Source organism: Arthrobacter sp. NPDC057009, from assembly GCF_042673905.1.
Classification (GTDB): domain Bacteria; phylum Actinomycetota; class Actinomycetes; order Actinomycetales; family Micrococcaceae; genus Arthrobacter.
In genome coordinates, this window is record NZ_JBHUSB010000003.1 from 36,810 (window position 1) to 52,867 (window position 16,058).

A 16,058-nucleotide genomic window follows, 5' to 3' on the forward strand; every position below is an offset into this window, starting at 1 on the left:
AAAAACCATGACCGCTGAACGCATGGCGTACCGGGAACGTCCGGTGCGCCATGCGTGGCGGTCAGACAGGCACAAAAGCAGCCATAAGGAAGTTGGAACAATGAAGTTCGGGAAGCAGCCCGCCCCCGTCGCGGACATCAACGAGGACAAGCTTGAAGTCCACAAGCCGAAGACAGAGGCCGCCGGCGTCAAGGCCGTGATGGTGGCGCTGGAACGCGCCGTGGCGCAGGCGGGTGTGACCCGCACGGCACATTCGCTGCTTCGGCTGAACCAGCGCGGCGGCTTCGACTGCCCCGGCTGCGCCTGGCCGGAATCGGACAAGAAGCGCAAGACCGCCGAATTCTGCGAGAACGGCGCCAAGGCCGTGGCCGAGGAGAACACCCTCCGCACCGTGGGGGCGGAGTTCTGGGCCAAGCACTCCATTGCCGAGCTGTCGGAGAAGACCGAGTACTGGCTGGGCAACCAGGGCCGCCTCAGCGAACCGGTGGTCATCAGGGAGGGTGAGACGCACTACTCGCCGATCTCCTGGGCCGACGCGTTCGAGCTGATCGGCGAGCACATCCGGGCCAGCACGCCGGACCGCTGCGTCTTCTACACCTCGGGCCGCACGGCGAACGAGACGGCGTTCATGTACCAGCTGTTCGCCCGGTCCCTGGGTACCAACAATCTGCCGGACTGCTCCAACATGTGCCATGAGTCCTCGGGTTCGGCGCTGAACCCGACCATCGGCATCGGCAAGGGCACCGTCTCGCTGGATGACATCCACGATGCCGAACTCATCTTCGTCGTCGGGCAGAACCCCGGCACCAACCACCCCCGCATGCTGTCCGCGCTGAAGGAATGCAAGGACAAGGGCGGCAAGGTGGTGGCCGTGAACCCGCTGCCCGAGGCGGGGCTGTTCAACTTCCGGGACCCGCAGACGATCTCCGGCGTGGTGGGCGGCGGCACGCCGCTGGCCGACGAGTACCTGCAGATCAAGGTGGGCGGCGACCTCGCGCTGTTCCAGGCACTGGGCCACCTGCTCCTGAAAGCCGAAGAGCAGAACCCGGGGACCGTCGTCGACCGTTCCTTCATTGAGGCGCAGACGGACGGCTTTGAGGCGTACGTCGAGGCGCGCCAGGAGCTCGACTGGGAGGAGACGGAGCGGGCCACCGGCCTGAGCCGGGAGCAGATCGAGACCGTGGCGGGCATGCTGGTCAAGTCCAAGGCCAGCATCTTCTGCTGGGCGCTCGGCGTTACCCAGCAGCCGCATTCCGTGGACACCATCAAGGAGATGGTCAACGTCCTGCTGCTGCAGGGCAACTTCGGCAAGCCCGGCGCCGGCGCTTGCCCGGTGCGGGGACACTCCAACGTCCAGGGCGACCGGACCATGGGGATCTGGGAGAAGCCCAAGGAATGGCTGCTCGAAGCCCTCGACAACGAGTTCGGCATCCAGTCGCCGCGGCACCACGGCCATGACGCCGTGGAGTCCATGGAGGCGTTCGAGCGCGATGAGGTGGACGTGTTCGTGTCCATGGGCGGGAACTTCTCGCTGGCGTGCTCGGACACCGAGACCCTGGAAGCCGGAATGCAGCGGATCGGGCTCACCGTCCACATCTCCACCAAGCCCAACCGCTCGCACATCGTGCACGGCCGCACCTCCCTGATCCTGCCCACGCTGGGACGGACGGACAAGGACGACAAGCACCCTAGGGGCGCCCAGTTCCTGTCCGTGGAGGACTCCATGTCCGTGGTCCACTCCACCCAGGGCAGGCTGCAGCCGGTGTCGGACCACCTGCTCGCCGAGCCCGTGATCGTGGCACGGATGGCCGAGGCCACGTTCGGGCCGGACCACTCCGTGAACTGGCGGGCCATGGCCGAGGACTACGATGTGGTCCGCGACCACATCGCCCGCGTCCTGCCCGGATTCGAGGACTTCAACGCGCGGGTCCGGACCAAGAACGGCTTCGTGCTGCCCAACCCGCCGCGCGACACCCGGTCCTTCGCAACGGACATCGGCCGCGGCCGCTTCACGGTCAGCCCGCTGGAGTACCTGACGCCGCCGGCCGGCCACCTGGTGCTGCAGACCATCCGCAGCCACGACCAGTACAACACCACGTTCTACGGCCTGGATGACCGGTACCGCGGCATCTCCGACGGCCGCCGCGTGATCCTGGTGCACCCGGAGGACCTGGCCGAGCAGGGCTTCAAGGACCGCGACCTTGTGGACGTGGTCAGCACGTTCCAGGGCACGGACCGCCGGGCCGAGAAGTTCCGGCTGGTGGCGTACCCGACGGCGAAGGGCTGCGCCGCGGCGTACTTCCCCGAGGCCAATGCCCTGGTCCACAAGGAAAACGTGGCCCGGGTGTCCAACACCCCCGGGTTCAAGGCCATGTTCGTCCGCTTCGAACCGCACGCGGACGGGATTACGACGGCGGAGGCCGGCGCTGCTGCGGACCTCGAGACCGCTACGGCTGGCTAGCAGACCCGCACAACGGCCCCGCTTCCTTTCGGAAGCGGGGCCGTTGTGCTTTGCGTGCTCCCTGCCGGACGGCGAGTGGTTACGTATACGTCCGCTTTCCGTGACCTACCCGTGGGTAACCGTTCACCCGGTCCTGTGAGGGTGGGTGCTGCCGGTCGAAATGGCCGGCAGCATTCACTCGACCGGAGGATCTTCGTGTACCTGACCGCCAGACCGTTTAAGTTACGCCCCGCCCGGCCTTTGGCCCTGACCGCCAGCACCCTGGCCGTCATTGCCGCCGGGTCCCTGCTGAACCCCGCCGCCGGCAACGCCGCCGAGGCAACTGACTGGACGGCCACGGCCTACCGCGGAAGCGTCAACGTCGTCGAAGGACCTGACGAAGACCAGCAGGTTGTGGACGGCGTCGCCTTTGTCGACTCGGACCAGGACTCCGTGCAGGACGGCAACGAGAACGGCCTTCCCGGGGTGACGGTGTCCAACGGGCGTGACGTCACCAGGACGGACAGCCAGGGCCGTTACCAGCTGCCGGCGTTCGACAACATGACGGTGTTCGTGACCCAGCCGCGCGGCTACCAGGTCCCGGTGGACTCGGACAACGTGGCGCAGTTCTTCTACCATCACCTGCCCGAGGGCTCCCCGGATCTGAAGTTCGGCGGCATCGACCCCACCGGCCCGCTGCCGGACCAGGTGAACTTCCCGCTCGCCAAGAGCAGCCTGACGCAGTCGCCTGAACAGCACTGTGTAATCGGCGGAGATGTCCAGACTTACGATCAGGACGAAGTGGAGTACGCCCGCACGGGCGCCTTCGCCGACCTGACGGCCCGCAACGACTACGCAGGCTGCGGCGCCCTGTTCATCGGCGATGTCGTGGGCGACGACCTCTCGCTGTACCCGCAGACCCGGGAACTGGCCGGCATGCTGAACGGCCCCGCCCGCTTCCTGCCCGGCAACCATGACCTGGACTTCGATGCCGTCAGCAGCGAGCACACGTTCGACACCTTCAGGGCCAACCTGGGCCCGGAGTACTACTCGTACGACGCCGGCAAGGCCCACGTCGTGGCGCTGAACACCGTGGAGTTCCCCACCAAGCTTCCGGCCGCCAAGGGCGACTACACCGGCTCGCTGGATGAGCAGCAGCTCGAGTGGCTGCGCAGGGACATCGCCCAGGTGCCGCGGAACCAGCTGATCGTGCTGGCAGCGCACATTCCGCTGCTCGACTATGCCGACCAGGGCAGCAGCAAGCACCAGGTGGAGCAGGTCAAGGAGATCTACAGGATCCTCGAAGGCCGGAAGGTTGTCGCCCTGGGCGGACACACCCACAGCATCGAGAACCTCCGGGAAGGCGACTCCCTGGCAGGCTGGTCCGAGGTCTTCGGGGTGGACAAGCTGCCGTTCACGCACATCACCGCCGGCGCCATCTCCGGCGACTGGTACTCCGGGCGCCAGACCTCCGAAGGGTACCCGCTCGCTTTCCAGCGCGACGGCGGCCTGCCGGGCGTGCTGACACTGGACATCAAGAACACAGAGTTCCGGGAGCGCTTCACGGTCCGCGGTGAGGATGAATCCCTGCAGATGTCCCTCGGCCTGAACACCCCGCGCTACCGCGAGTGGTATGCGGAGAACGTGGACAACAAGGGCGAGGCCCCCGAGTTCACGGACCCGCTCACCGTTTCCCGCGAGGACCTGGCCAACACCACCTGGCTGACAACCAACTTCTGGATGGGCAGCACCGGATCCACCGTCAAGGTACAGATCGACGGCGGCCAGGCCGTCGAGGCGGTCCGCACCCAGCAGATGCAGGGCGAAGGCCAGCTGGCCGGCGCTGAATACTCCGATCCGGTGGCCGTGCAGGAACAGCTGGTCAACGGCGGCAGCCTGGCCGACCGCATGATGCACCTGTGGCGGCTGCAGCTGCCCGCCGACCTGGCGGCCGGCCAGCACACCGCCACCGTCACCTCCACCGACGTGTACGGCCAAACGTTCACGGAGACCCTGACCTTCGAGGTCGCCGGATAACAACAGGCGCACTGCCCGCATCCGGCAAGCCCCGGCACGACTCATCGTGCCGGGGCTTTACCGTTGCGGAAGAGCGCGTAGGCGTTCGATAAATGAACGTCATGCTTAAAAAATAACCGCGAAAGTCTTGTCGGCTGTATGTGATCCACGGCACAATGAACATCGCGTTCAATTCGTTTGGGAGGGACGACGTCGTCCTTGCCCCTAGTGAAGACAGTCGAAAGAGGTTTCATGAGTACGGGAAGTTCCACATCAGAACCGCCGGTTATCGAGGTGGCAGACGAGTCTCCAGTAGATGACACTGCCCACCTGCACCATGCCGAGGCGGAGGAGGTAAAAATCCTCGAAGAGCTCAGGGACGGGGCGGAAAAGCGCCGCAGTTTCCTGAAGCGGGGCTTTGAAGGCCTGGACAAGACAATCTTCGCGGTCACGGGCGCCCTCGTGATCGCCTTCGTCATCTGGGGCTTTGCCGACACGGCCAGCTTGTCCACCGTGTCCCAGGCCGCGCTCGACTGGGTCCTGGCAAGCACCGGGTGGGTCTTCGTGCTTCTCAGCCTCCTGTTCCTCGTCTATGTGCTGTGGCTGGCCGCCGGACGCTTCGGCCACATCTCCCTCGGCAGGGACGGGGAACGCCCGGAATTCCGGACCTCCTCCTGGATCGCGATGATGTTCGCCTGCGGCATGGGAATCGGGCTGATGTTCTACGGCGTCGCCGAACCCCTTTACCACTACATCTCCCCGCCCCCTGCCACCGTGGATGGCCAGACGGCCGAAGCGGTCGAGACCGCCATGGCCACCACGCTGTTCCACTGGACGCTGCACCCATGGGCCATTTATGCCGTCGTCGGTCTCGCCATGGCCTACAGCACGTTCCGCATGGGGCGCAAGAACCTGGTCTCTGAGGCCTTCGTGTCCCTCTTCGGGCGCCGCGCCATGAATGGCGCCGGCGGCAAATTCATCAACATCCTGGCCATCTTCTCCACCCTCTTTGGCTCCGCGACGTCACTGGGGCTTGGCGCCCTGCAGATCGGCAGCGGCCTGCAGTTCAACGGGGTGGTGGAGGAAGTCGGCACGCCACTGCTCGTCGTCATTATCGCGGTGCTCACCATCTGCTTCGTGGTCTCGGCCGTCTCCGGGATCGAGCGCGGCATCCAGTACCTGGCCAACACCAACATGGTCCTCGCAGTCCTGATGGCTGTCGTCATTTTTGTCATCGGCCCCACCCTCTTCATCCTCAATCTCCTGCCCTCGGCGCTCGGCTCCTTCGCCGAGCAGTTCCCGTCCATGGCTGCCCGCACCGAGGCTTCCGGGGACGAGGCAATGCGCCAGTGGCTGTCCGGATGGACCGTCTTCTACTGGGCCTGGTGGATCTCCTGGACGCCCTTCGTCGGCATGTTTGTGGCGCGCATTTCCCGCGGCCGCACCATCCGCCAGTTCGTCACCGGCGTCCTGGCCGTCCCCTCCCTGGTTTCACTCCTCTGGTTCGCCATCTTCGGCGGCACCGCCATCGACATCCAGCGCCAGGCAGACGCCTCAGCGGATCCCAATGACGGAATAGCAAAAGTGGTGGACGGCGCGCCCACCATCTCCTTCGACGGGGCCCTGTTCGCAATGTTCAACAACCTCAACGTGCCCCAGATTGTGACCATCGCTCTGGCCGTGCTGGCCATGGTCCTCACGTCCATCTTCTTCATCACCGGAGCTGATTCCGCGTCCATCATCATGGGCTCCATGAGCTCGCGCGGCACACTCGAACCTTCAAAGCCCGTCGTGGTGTTCTGGGGAACCCTGATGGGGGCGGTCGCAGCCGTGATGCTGCTGGCCGGCGGGGACACTCCGGCAGAAGCCCTGGCCGGTGTCCAGCGCATCACCATCGTGGCCGCCTTGCCGATTGTCCTGATGATGCTGGGCATGTGCATCGCCCTGACCCGCGACCTGCACAAAGACCCCACATATCTGCGGGAGCGCCTGTCGGAGTCCGTGATCCGGCGCTCTATCCGCAAGGCCGTGGACGAACACGGCCACAAGAAGTTCACTCTCACCACCGAGGAGAGCTCAGAACCGCTCACCGGGCAGATGCAGGCCATCGATGCCACCGCCGCCGGCCAGCCCATCTACCCCTCGGGGAAGGGCAAGAAGGACGGGGCAGAGAGGCGTCAGGCGACCGAGGTGCCTAGCTAAGCACCCCGCCCTACCCCGACCGTTCTCCAACCGGACAACAAATGGCCTCCCCTGAGGGGAGGCCATTTTTTGTACCCGGACATCAGTGCTGGCGTCCCTGAGATTCCGGAACGGACAGAGCTGTGTGGGTGAACTGCCGCCGTCGGGCTTCCGCACCCCGACGGCGGATGGCCTCCGGGTTTCTTCCGGGGAGGCTGGCAGGTCACGAAAAAACGCTTGGTTCCCCTGGCGCGGGCCAGGGGAACCAAGCGTTTAGCAGGTGACTTTTAGTTGGACCAGACGGCGACGGGCTCGCCCAGGGCGTCTTCGTTCACCTCGATGCCGAGTCCGGGGGCTTCCGGGGGAAGGATGCCGCCGTCGCGGTGAATGACGTCGAACTTTGCGGTCTCGAGGGTGACCATGTCGGCGGTGTTCAGGACGCAGCGGAGCAGCTTTTCGGGGATGGTGGCGCCGAGGTGGGCGACGCCGGCGAACGCGATGGCCGAGCCGACGGTGTCCTGGACGCTGACGGTGAGTCCGCCGCCGCGGGCGATGTCGCGCTGGCGCCGTCCGGGGGTGAGCCCGCCGGACTTGGAGACCTTGAGGTTGATTCCGTCGGCGGCGTCCTGGGCGATGGTCCAGATGACGTCCTCGTCCTGCTGGATGAGCTCATCCAGGATGATGGGGTAGTGGAACCGCTGGCGGAGCGACAGCGTTTCACGGCGGGTGGACACGGGGGCTTCGATCACGAAATCCAGGCCGGGCTTGAGCAGCGCCTGCATGCGCAGGACGGTTTCGGGCGTCATGCCGCCGTTGGCGTCGACGAAGTAAAACTCTCCCGGTTCCCGGTCCGCGAGGCAGGCGGTGATGCGCTCGGCGTCGAGGGCGGGTCCGCCCTCGCTGTCGGGGGTGCCGATCTTAATGGAGTGGCCGCGGTAGCCACGGGCGCGGTGGTCGGCGACCCGTGCGCGCATCTCTTCGGGATCTCCGGCGTGGATGGAGGACATCATGCTCATCGGGGCGCCGGTGGAGCCGCCCAGCAGTTCGTAAACCGGAAGCCTCACGGACTTGCCAAAGATGTCCCAGCAGGCGATATCCAGCGGCGCCTTTGCATGGTTGTGGCCCACGAGCGTGGCGTCCATCAGATCGTAGTTCCGGTCCACCTGGCGGGGGTCGCGGCCCAGGAGTGCCGGTGCGAGCTCGGCAATGCCGGCCCGGGCGCCCAGGGCGTGGGCGGCGACGTACGTGGCGCCGAAGGGCGTGCTTTCGCCCCAGCCTGTTGTTCCGTCGTCGGTGGTGATCTTGACGATGGAGGCGTCGAAGGACTCGTAGGTGCGCCCGCCGGAGAGATGGTAGATCCCGCCGGAGTAGGGCAGGTCCACCTGGAACAGTTCAATGCGTTCGATTTTCATGGTCAGATTTCCGTCTTGTTGGGGTTTGCGGGGTTCACGCGTGGGCAGCAGGCGGGAGGAGGACGAGCTTTCCGGTGTGCTTCTTGGACAGGAAGTCCTCCTGGGCCTGGGCAATGTTGGACAGCGGGTAGGTTTTGGAGACGACCGGGTGGATCTCATTGGCCTCGATGTAGGTGATGAGGTTTTCGAAGACCTCGTCCTCCTGGAAGGTGCAGCCGAGCAGGCTCAGGTCCTTGAGGTAAATGGTGCGCAGGTCGATCTCCGCCACGGGGCCGGAAATGGCGCCGGCGATGGCGTAGCGGCCGCCGGAGCGCAGGAGCTCGAGCAGCTGCCCGGCTTCCGGTCCGCCCACAATGTCAATAACGACGTCGAACGAGTTGCGTCCCAGCTCGGCCACCAGTTCCGTGCCGCGGTCGACGGTACGGTCGGCGCCTTCAGCCCTGACCTGGGCGGCCTTGGCGGCAGAGCAGACGGCCGTGACGGTGGCGCCGCGGCGCTTGGCCAGCTGGACGGCGGCGAGGCCGACGCCGCCGGACGCTCCGGTGATGAGGACGCGTTCGGCGCCCGCTTGGGCGCGGTGCAGCATGTTCTCCGCCGTGGAGTAGGCGCAGGGAATGGCGGCCAGGTCCGCGTCGGACCAGTCTGAGTTAACGGCGTAGGTTTCCCGGGAGGGGGCGACGGCGAACTGGGCGAAACCGCCGTCGCATTCGCTGCCAAAGGTCCAGCACTCATAGGGGCGGTACCCGACATAGGTGCGCAGCATGTTCCGCACGAGCACCCGCTCGCCGATCCGGTCAGGGGAAACGCCCTCACCGACGGCCACGATGCGTCCGGCCGCGTCGGCGCCCTGGATCCGGGGGAAGGTCAGCGCCTCGCCGGACCAGGTGGCGTCCGAATCGGTGATGTCAGCGAAACCTTCGGCGCCACCGGCGTTGGTTCCGGAATCGACGGCTTTGGAGTACCAGCCGATCCGGGTGTTGATGTCGGTGTTGTTGATCCCGGCCGCTCCGACCTCAATGAGGACCTCGCCCTCACCGGGGGCGGGAACAGGAACATTAGTGCGGTACTCCAGCTTCTCCAGCCCGCCATGCCCGGTCAGCAGCACCGCCGCCATGACCTCGGGGAGCGTACCTTGGGCAGTTGCTTCCAGACCGGAAACGGTCCCCTTTTCAGTGCCAGTGCTCACAGAACTCCTATGTTCGTCTCTGCTGTTGATCGAAGGACATCCCTGACGAGGGCTCTCCAGCGGATCACCTCACATACTTGAACGTCACGTTCATTTTCAGCCCCTAGCCTTCTCCTGTCAACGGTAAACCGTTTGCTTGACTAGCTGTGAGCTGTGCCCTAAATTGAACAAGGCGTTTACTAAATGAACGCTCTGGTTTGGATCTCCGGGCTTTCCCTGCCAAGGGTCCGAGCTGGTGTCGACACAAAAATTTGAGAGGTGGCCCGATGCGTAGCGCACAGTGGTTCGGGCGGGATGATCTCGCAGGGTTCCTGCACCGCTCGTCGCTGGCGGGCACCGGGCTCGGCCGGCACGCTCTTGATGGGCGGCCGGTCATCGGGATCTGCAACTCGTGGTCGGACCTGGTCAGCTGCAACTTCCACCTGAAGGGCCTGGCTGATGCTGTACGGCGTGGCGTCGCGCAGGCCGGCGGCGTCGCGGTGGAGCTCACCACCATGAGTCTTGGCGAGGCCCTGATGAAGCCGACCGCAATGATGTACCGCAACCTCGTGGCGATGGAGGTCGAGGAATCCATTCGCGCGTATCCGCTCGACGCCGTGGTGCTGCTTGGCGGATGCGATAAAACGGTTCCGGCGCAGCTCATGGGAGCGGCCGGCGCAGATGTACCGGCGATCGCGCTCACCGGCGGCCCGGCCAATCCCGCTGTCTTCCGCGGCCGGGAACTCGGAGTCGGAACGGACCTGTGGGCCTACGTTGACGAGCTGCGTGCCGGACGGATGAGCCAGTCCGACTTCGCCGAACTCGAGGCGGCATCCGGCCCCTCCGTGGGGCATTGCCCGGAGCTGGGCACTGCATCCACGATGGCAGCGCTCACCGAAGCACTCGGGATGGCCCTTCCGGGCAGCGCCACCGTGCCGGCCACCCACTCACGCCGCTACGCCCTGGGCGAGGCCACCGGCGAACGGGCCGTGGATCTCGCCCGCAGCGGTCTCCGGCCCTCCCGGATCCTCACCCCCGCGGCCTTCGACAACGCGATCACCGCCCTGATGGCCCTCGGGGGATCCACCAACGCTGTCATCCACCTGCTTGCGATCGCGCGGAAGGCCGGGGTGGAGCTTAGCCTGGACCGGTTCGACCAGATCTCCGCCCGGACCCCCCTGATTGCCAACCTGCGCCCCAGCGGGGAAGAGCTCTTCGCGCGGCTCAACACCATCGGCGGCATCCCCGCAGTCCTGCACCGGCTGGAGCCCCTGCTGGACACGGACACGCTGACCGTAACCGGAAAGCCCCTCCGCGAAAGCATCCGGCCGGCCGCCGTCGAGGACGTGGTGCTGTCCACGCTCGACAGCCCGTTCGCCCCCAGCGGGGGCATCGCCGTCGTCAAGGGCAACCTCGCACCCGACGGCGCGCTGATCAAGACCAGCGCCGCGACCCCGGCGCTGCTGCGCCACCGTGGCCCCGCGCTGGTCTTCGATGACCATCACGAGCTCAGCCACCGCATCGACGACCCTGACCTGGACGTCACGACCGATACCGTGCTCGTGCTCCGCAACGTCGGCCCGGTCGGGGGACCGGGAATGCCGGAATGGGGAGCGCTGCCCCTGCCCGAGAAGCTGCTCCGGCAGGGAGTCACTGACATGGTCCGCATTTCCGATGCCCGCATGAGCGGAACGTGCTTCGGCACCATGGCCGTGCACGTCGCCCCGGAAGCCGCCGTCGGCGGACCGCTGGGCAAGCTGCGCACCGGGGATCCGGTGGTGCTCGACGTCGGACAGCGGACTCTCGCCGTCGACCTCCCGGACAGCGAGTTCCTCAGCCGGCCATCCTTTACCCCTCCCCGTACCCCGCCCAAGGGATACCGCAAGCTGGTCAACGACCACATCCTCCAGGCCGACAAGGGCTGCGACTTCGACTTCATGGCCGACGGCGGGCCCGCACCGGACCTGGCCCCGGGCTCCATCCCGGTGGGATGGCACGGAGGTTGGTAACGCCACGGGGTGCCGACATCCAGAAAATAACAGGGGAAGAGGGACGAAGATGTTGACGGTATTGGCTGACATAAGTGGATGGGTAGGCGCCTTCACCACGCTTGCCGCGTATACCGCCTTTTCCATGGGCTGGATTACCAACGGACGTCTCTTCCATACAGCGAACCTGATCGGATCCGCCGCGCTGATAATCAACGGCTACCACCAGGAAGCATGGCCCTTCGTGCTCCTGAACGCCGTCTGGGGCACCATCTCCATCGCGGCCCTGGTCCGCCTGCGACGAAACAGGCCCAGCGGTAACCGCTCAACTCCGCTCACGGCCAGGGTAGCCAAGCCCGCCGCCGTCGACGTCCTGACCGACTGACACTAGGGGCATGAGGATGGCGTTTAGGCGCTCATGACTTCGCCTGCGGCGTCGTCCTGGATGGCTCGGCTGTATCCGAGTGTGAGTTTCGTGTCGATCAGGTGGAAAATGTTCCGCCGAATGTGCTCGAGGACCAGTTTCTGGGCTTTCTCGGTCTGGTCCTGGGCAACCGTCCGGACCAGCTCCAGGTGTTCAGCAGTTGCCGTTTCGGAGTCAAGTTCCCCGCCGAGGGGAGCCCACAACTGTAGGACTGACTCTTCCTGCAGCCGGATTTCGGCCGCCGCGAGCCTCGGTGACTGCGCCGAAACGGCCAACTCAATGTGGAAGCGGCTGTCAGCGGAAGCACGAACCTCCGGGCTCCTGGCCAAAATCAAGGCGCGGGCAAGTTCGCGAAGACGCTCAAGGTTATGTGCTTCCGCACGTTCACAGGCCAGGCGTATGGTGCTGGCCGCAATCGCCGAGTGTTCGTCCCCGATGTCACGGATCTCGGAAATGGATGTCGAAAGAAACCAATCACGGACCCTGTCGGTAGGGGTTTGCGGCTGACTGACCACAAAGGTACCTCCGCTCCGGCCGCGGCGAGTCTCGACGATGCCCCGGTCCCGTAACTCGGCCAAGGCTTCCCGAAGCGTCGCGCCGCCAACTCCGAACATCTCCGAGAGCGCCGCTTCAGGCGGCAGCCGCTGACCCACCTCAAGCAAACCGAGGCCGATGCCGGTGGAGATTCTTTCGACAATCGCATCCGACCTCTCGATTTCCGGCAGGGACCGATAGATCTGCGACTGCAATGACGTCGTCGAGGTCATTCTCCGCTCCCACCATGATTAAGGGTCGTAAGTATTACTGCAGCGGGTGGACCGGACCCATCCCGTTGCGAAAGCGGTGATCCGATGCGCCTCCACTTGCCCCGGCGCGCCCCGCGTCTGGAGCAAAGCTACCCTCCAGAAAACATTAAGTACAGTCTTATTTGCAGCGGGTCGATCCGGCGCGAAAGCTGGCCATAGTCCCGCCGGAGTCCAAATAAGTCTTTTCAAATTGGCCGAGTAAAAGTGCTGGACTGAATGTATTGAAGGACGTATCTTTGCTAGAGCAAAGGACGTGACCACCGTCACACCGGCAACAGCAGCCCTCCAGCCGTGGGCGGCAACAGACCACCGAAGAACGAGCAGAAAATGGAAGCCGCCATGACCGCACTCACTAACTCCATCGATATCCATGTCACGACCCGGCGCGCGCTGGACGAGCGCCTTGAGGAAGCCGTGAACAAGCTCCAGCAACTGGCCATGCACACCCGCACGCACGGCATTGTGGTGGCCCGTAACAAGCCGGGACACTATACGGCCGCGCTCTCTGACCAGGTCCCGTTCGGGGTTACGCGCGAAATTATGCGCTAACTGCTGCGGAAGCCTTCAGCGGGTCGGTGTAGATCAGCGCGAGCCCCAGGTGGGGGACATCCAGGGCCAACCGCTGCTGCTCCGCAGCTCCGGGTTTGATCCGGTCGCCCACCAGATACATCGGGGAGTTGCCGACAATGACGCGGTTGCTGGCGTTGATGAGGGCGGCGTTGCCCGGGACCACGCGCAGGTGGGGCATGATGAGGGCTTCCAGGTCCTTGATGCGGATATCGCATCCAGCGACCCCCATGAAGGTTCCGTGGACGTAAACGGGGGCTGTGAACGTCAGGATGTATTCCTCGAAGCCGAGATAGTCGATGTACGGGCCCCAGAGGGTCTGTTCACCTGTGGACGCGGCAGTCGAGAAGAAGGGCAGCTTCTCAAAGTCGTAGTACCGGTTACTGCCCGGAGTGCGGTCAAGATCAAGCCGGCCCATGGATCCGGGTTCCTTGCGGGACCACCACTCCAGGGCTTCGCTGCCCTCCGCAGCGAATTGATGGGCGAAGAACGTCCCGGCGCCGACGGCGAAAGCGTTCTTCGCCAGAAACTCGCGCGAGAGCTTCTCCAGTCCGGCCAGGGCTGTTTTGTCGATCTTGGACTTGCCGCCGGGATTTCGTTCAAGCAGCGAGGCGACGTTGCCGGCGAGTCCCTTAATCCTGGCGGAGACGCCCTTGGTCCATGAAGTGAGAGCGTTGGCAGCATGCGCGGCTTCTTTGTCGTGGTTCATGGGCCTCCTGAATTGATTCGCTGTAACCGTGGGGCAGTCTCCGGGTTAGACGCCGGCTTTGGTCAGGAGTGCGTCTACGAGTGTGAAGAACATGGTGCGGTGGTCGGTGGCTTTGGGGTTGGTGAGGTATTGGATGGCTGCGCCGTCGTAGATCATGAGGAAGGACCGGGCGAGGGTGGGGAAGTCTATGAGGCTTTTTTCGCGGTTGCTTTCGGCTGCGGTGGAGAAGATGTTGCCGAGTTCTGTTTCGTAGGCGGGGTAGATTTTGGCGGCGAGGGGGCTGGTGGGGGCGTTGCGGGTGGCCCAGAGGATGAGTTCGATTTCGGCGAGGAGGCTGGCGGGTTCTTCTTCCAGTGCCCGCCAGTAGCCTTCGGCGACTTGTTCGACGGCTTTGCGGAGGCCGAGTTCGAAGTGGATGTCGCCGGAGAAGCTGCTGAGGTTTTTGAGCCAGGCTTCGGCGGCGGCGTCCATGATTTCGTCTTTGCCGCTGAAGCAGTAGTGTGCGGTGGCCAGGGGTGCGTTGGCTTCTTTGGCGATGGCCCGGACGGTTACTGATTGGACGCCTTCGCGCCGCATCAGTTCAACGGTGGCTGCGATTAGCTGTTCTTTGCGTTCCTCTGCGGGTACCCGCATAGCTCACTCTCTCGTCTCCCGGCATCAGGCCCCGGTGGGGGCTTGTCCTAAGACTATTGCCTGGATAAATATCGCACACCATTCATGAACTATTGACTCGAACGGTTGTCCCTGTCGTGCGGAAGTCCGTTGCCCGGGTCCGGGTCTGGGTGCCGGTGCTGGCCCGGTTGCGGTGGCGCGCCACAGCCCCGCGGTCCGGTGTGGGCCGCGGGGCGGAGGCATGCGTGGTGGTTTATGTTGCGGCGAGGGTGTCGGTGAGGTCCTCGGGGGTGTCGGTGTTGATGTCCTGGCCGGTGTTGATGTCCTGGCTGGTGCCGTGGAGGTAGCGTTCGAGGGAGTCGTCCATGGCGTTGAGCCAGCGGGTGTGGTGTGGGGTGGCCATGGTCCCGGTGATGACGGAGCGGTGGGTCATGTCGCGGTAGCCGAGGATGTTCTCGTGTTTGTGGCGCATCCAGTCTTTGAAGAGTTGGGAGACGGCGTCCAGGTTGAAGGGCGGGTAGTCGGTGGCGTTGATGAGTTCGCGCAGGTAGTCGGTTTGGAAGTCGGCTTCGGCGTCGTGGTCGGGGAGGGCGGCCTGGCGGTCGAGCCAGTGCCGGATGTCGGTGTCGCGTTCGGTGAGGGAGGGCAGGTCGATGACGCCGGTCATGACGTCGCGGGCGAACCAGGCCTGGGCGTCGAACATGTTGAAGGTGTAGTACTGGTCCTGCGCGCCGAGGTAGAACAGGTTGGTGTTCTGCTGCCAGACCACGCCTTTGTAGAGGTTGCCCGGGTAGAGCACGTTCGGGGATGTCAGGGAGAGTTCGCTGGGCAGGAAGGGGTATTTGTGCTGGTAGCCGGTGCAGAGCACGACGGCGTCGAAGTCGTCGTGGGTGCCGTCGCTGAAGTAGGCGGTGCTCCCCTGGAAGTGGGTGACAAGCGGCCGCTCCACGGTGGTGTCGGGCCAGTGGTAGCCCATCGGGTTGCTGCGGTAGCTCATGGTGATGGCGGCGGCGCCCATTTTGTGGGCCTGCATGCCGATGTCTTCGGCGGAGTAGCTGCTGCCGATCATGAGGAGGCGTTTGCCGTAGAAGCGTTCGGCGCCGCGGAAGTCGTGGGCGTGCATGACTTCGCCGGGGAAGGTTTTGATGCCTTTGAATTCGGGGACGGCGGGGACGTGGAAGTGGCCGGTGGCGACGACGAGTTTGTTGAAGATGTGGGTTTCGGTGATCCCGGTTTTGAGGTCCTCGACGGTGACGGTGAATTCCCGGGTGGTTTCGTTGTAGCTGGTGTGGCGGGCGACGGTGTTGAACTGCACGTACTGGCGGACGTCGGATTTTTCGACCCGGCCCTTGATGTAGTCGAAGAGGACCTCCCGCGGCGGGAAGGAGGAAATGGGCCGGCCGAAGTGTTCGTCGAAGGAGTAGTCGGCGAATTCGAGGCATTCCTTGGGGCCGTTGGACCACAGGTGGCGGTACATGCTGGAGTGGACCGGTTCGCCGTGGCCGTCCAGGCCGATCCGCCAGCTGTTGTTCCACTGCCCGCCCCAGTCGTCCTGCTTTTCGAAGCACTTGATCTCGGGGATGGCGGCGCCTTTCTGGCGTGCTGATTCAAAGGCCCGCAGCTGGGCCAGGCCGCTGGGGCCGGCACCAATGATTCCTACTCGTAGTGTCATCTTGCTCTCCAATTCCAATGAAAATTTCGGTCACGGATCCGCGACGCAGCGGGGGTGGGGATGCCC

Annotated in this window: 12 protein-coding genes; 6 read left to right on the forward strand and 6 right to left on the reverse strand. The window is 64.8% G+C overall.

Annotated elements, in window-relative coordinates; genetic code table 11:
- Nucleotides 1–100 precede the first annotated feature (100 nt).
- The 3 genes from ACFTR6_RS04730 (at nucleotide 101) to ACFTR6_RS04740 (ending at nucleotide 6,658) form a co-directional block, all read left to right on the forward strand.
- The gene (locus ACFTR6_RS04730; RefSeq protein ID WP_377957049.1) at nucleotides 101–2,461 is read left to right on the forward strand and encodes an FdhF/YdeP family oxidoreductase; all 2,361 of its coding nucleotides are present in this window, start codon (nucleotides 101–103) and stop codon (nucleotides 2,459–2,461) included.
- Between the two features lie 195 nt (nucleotides 2,462–2,656).
- A complete protein-coding gene (locus ACFTR6_RS04735; RefSeq protein ID WP_377957050.1) occupies nucleotides 2,657–4,477 on the forward strand; it encodes a calcineurin-like phosphoesterase C-terminal domain-containing protein in 1,821 nt (606 codons plus the stop codon).
- Between the two features lie 231 nt (nucleotides 4,478–4,708).
- The gene (locus ACFTR6_RS04740; RefSeq protein WP_377957051.1) at nucleotides 4,709–6,658 is read left to right on the forward strand and encodes a BCCT family transporter; all 1,950 of its coding nucleotides are present in this window, start codon (nucleotides 4,709–4,711) and stop codon (nucleotides 6,656–6,658) included.
- Nucleotides 6,659–6,924: 266 nt separating this feature from the next.
- On the opposite strand, the gene ACFTR6_RS04745 is transcribed toward ACFTR6_RS04740, so the two are convergent.
- Together ACFTR6_RS04745 and ACFTR6_RS04750 are read right to left on the reverse strand one after the other, a co-directional pair.
- Complete coding sequence (locus ACFTR6_RS04745) at nucleotides 6,925–8,049, reverse strand: mandelate racemase/muconate lactonizing enzyme family protein (RefSeq protein WP_377957052.1); 1,125 nt, start codon at nucleotides 8,047–8,049, stop codon at nucleotides 6,925–6,927.
- Nucleotides 8,050–8,083: 34 nt separating this feature from the next.
- Nucleotides 8,084–9,235 (reverse strand): alcohol dehydrogenase family protein, encoded by a 1,152-nt coding sequence (locus ACFTR6_RS04750; RefSeq protein WP_377957053.1) that lies wholly within the window; start codon nucleotides 9,233–9,235, stop codon nucleotides 8,084–8,086.
- Nucleotides 9,236–9,501: 266 nt separating this feature from the next.
- Between ACFTR6_RS04750 and ACFTR6_RS04755 the strand changes: the two genes are divergently transcribed.
- The gene (locus ACFTR6_RS04755; RefSeq protein WP_377957054.1) at nucleotides 9,502–11,223 is read left to right on the forward strand and encodes a dihydroxy-acid dehydratase; all 1,722 of its coding nucleotides are present in this window, start codon (nucleotides 9,502–9,504) and stop codon (nucleotides 11,221–11,223) included.
- 49 nt (nucleotides 11,224–11,272) lie between these two features.
- Nucleotides 11,273–11,587, forward strand: a complete 315-nt coding sequence (locus tag ACFTR6_RS04760; RefSeq protein WP_377957055.1) for a hypothetical protein — start codon at nucleotides 11,273–11,275, stop codon at nucleotides 11,585–11,587.
- 23 nt (nucleotides 11,588–11,610) lie between these two features.
- On the opposite strand, the gene ACFTR6_RS04765 is transcribed toward ACFTR6_RS04760, so the two are convergent.
- The gene (locus ACFTR6_RS04765) at nucleotides 11,611–12,393 is read right to left on the reverse strand and encodes a FadR/GntR family transcriptional regulator (RefSeq protein WP_377957056.1); all 783 of its coding nucleotides are present in this window, start codon (nucleotides 12,391–12,393) and stop codon (nucleotides 11,611–11,613) included.
- Nucleotides 12,394–12,771: 378 nt separating this feature from the next.
- Here ACFTR6_RS04765 and ACFTR6_RS04770 point away from each other — a divergent pair, with 378 nt between their 5' ends.
- The gene (locus tag ACFTR6_RS04770) at nucleotides 12,772–12,981 is read left to right on the forward strand and encodes a hypothetical protein (RefSeq protein WP_076799888.1); all 210 of its coding nucleotides are present in this window, start codon (nucleotides 12,772–12,774) and stop codon (nucleotides 12,979–12,981) included.
- Here the strand turns inward: ACFTR6_RS04770 and ACFTR6_RS04775 are convergent.
- The 3 genes from ACFTR6_RS04775 to ACFTR6_RS04785 form a co-directional block, all read right to left on the reverse strand.
- Entirely contained in the window at nucleotides 12,971–13,708 is a 738-nt protein-coding gene (locus ACFTR6_RS04775) for a cache domain-containing protein (protein ID WP_377957057.1), read from the reverse strand. The genes ACFTR6_RS04770 and ACFTR6_RS04775 overlap by 11 nt on opposite strands.
- A 45-nt stretch (nucleotides 13,709–13,753) precedes the next feature.
- On the reverse strand, nucleotides 13,754–14,341 hold the full coding sequence (locus tag ACFTR6_RS04780; protein WP_377957058.1) for a TetR/AcrR family transcriptional regulator: 588 nt from the start codon (nucleotides 14,339–14,341) through the stop codon (nucleotides 13,754–13,756).
- A gap of 232 nt (nucleotides 14,342–14,573) precedes the next feature.
- A complete protein-coding gene (locus tag ACFTR6_RS04785) occupies nucleotides 14,574–15,992 on the reverse strand; it encodes an NAD(P)-binding domain-containing protein (protein WP_377957059.1) in 1,419 nt (472 codons plus the stop codon).
- Nucleotides 15,993–16,058: the final 66 nt, after the last annotated feature.

Excerpts from the sequence above, each read along its gene's own strand:
- ACFTR6_RS04785 (WP_377957059.1), bottom strand. The coding sequence starts at position 15,992 with ATGACACTACGAGTAGGAATCATTGGTGCCGGCCCCAGCGGCCTGGCC.
- ACFTR6_RS04730 (WP_377957049.1), top strand. The coding sequence starts at position 101 with ATGAAGTTCGGGAAGCAGCCCGCCCCCGTCGCGGACATCAACGAGGAC.
- ACFTR6_RS04740 (WP_377957051.1), top strand. The coding sequence starts at position 4,709 with ATGAGTACGGGAAGTTCCACATCAGAACCGCCGGTTATCGAGGTGGCA.
- ACFTR6_RS04775 (WP_377957057.1), bottom strand. The coding sequence starts at position 13,708 with ATGAACCACGACAAAGAAGCCGCGCATGCTGCCAACGCTCTCACTTCA.
- ACFTR6_RS04780 (WP_377957058.1), bottom strand. The coding sequence starts at position 14,341 with ATGCGGGTACCCGCAGAGGAACGCAAAGAACAGCTAATCGCAGCCACC.
- ACFTR6_RS04765 (WP_377957056.1), bottom strand. The coding sequence starts at position 12,393 with ATGACCTCGACGACGTCATTGCAGTCGCAGATCTATCGGTCCCTGCCG.
- ACFTR6_RS04770 (WP_076799888.1), top strand. The coding sequence starts at position 12,772 with ATGACCGCACTCACTAACTCCATCGATATCCATGTCACGACCCGGCGC.
- ACFTR6_RS04755 (WP_377957054.1), top strand. The coding sequence starts at position 9,502 with ATGCGTAGCGCACAGTGGTTCGGGCGGGATGATCTCGCAGGGTTCCTG.
- ACFTR6_RS04760 (WP_377957055.1), top strand. The coding sequence starts at position 11,273 with ATGTTGACGGTATTGGCTGACATAAGTGGATGGGTAGGCGCCTTCACC.
- ACFTR6_RS04745 (WP_377957052.1), bottom strand. The coding sequence starts at position 8,049 with ATGAAAATCGAACGCATTGAACTGTTCCAGGTGGACCTGCCCTACTCC.